General features: G+C 49.0%; 1 protein-coding gene. It reads right to left on the bottom strand.

The genetic code is table 11. The features are described 5' to 3' along the window. The coding region (locus tag CA598_RS33580) for a phage tail fiber protein (RefSeq protein ID WP_483874411.1) at window positions 1-123 on the bottom strand (123 nt) is incomplete at its 3' end. Between the last annotated feature and the right edge of the window lie 116 nt (window positions 124-239).

Below are 239 nucleotides of genomic sequence, written 5' to 3'. Positions count from 1 at the left end.
GGTATCCGCCGCTGTTGGGTCCGATTTATATAGCGCAATGTAAACGGTAGACGGTCCGGTAAACGCCGTATTGCGTAAAGCCGCGTTAAGCAGCGCCGCGCTCAGATAGTTCGAAATTTGCATCGCCATTATTCATTTCCTCCTATTATTGCGCTTAGATCGCGCTGTTTGATCAACGCAAAAAAGGCCCGGCATATTTGCCGAACCCTTCGCGTTTCCTTCGTTTAATCTTCGAGTGT

Origin of the sequence: Paenibacillus sp. VTT E-133291, assembly GCF_002264395.1 — a bacterium.
In the GTDB taxonomy this organism is placed as follows: Bacteria; Bacillota; Bacilli; order Paenibacillales; family Paenibacillaceae; genus Paenibacillus_AQ; species Paenibacillus_AQ nitricinens.
Note: the sequence above shows the minus strand (reverse complement) of the source record. Positions and strands in the feature narration are given on the sequence as shown.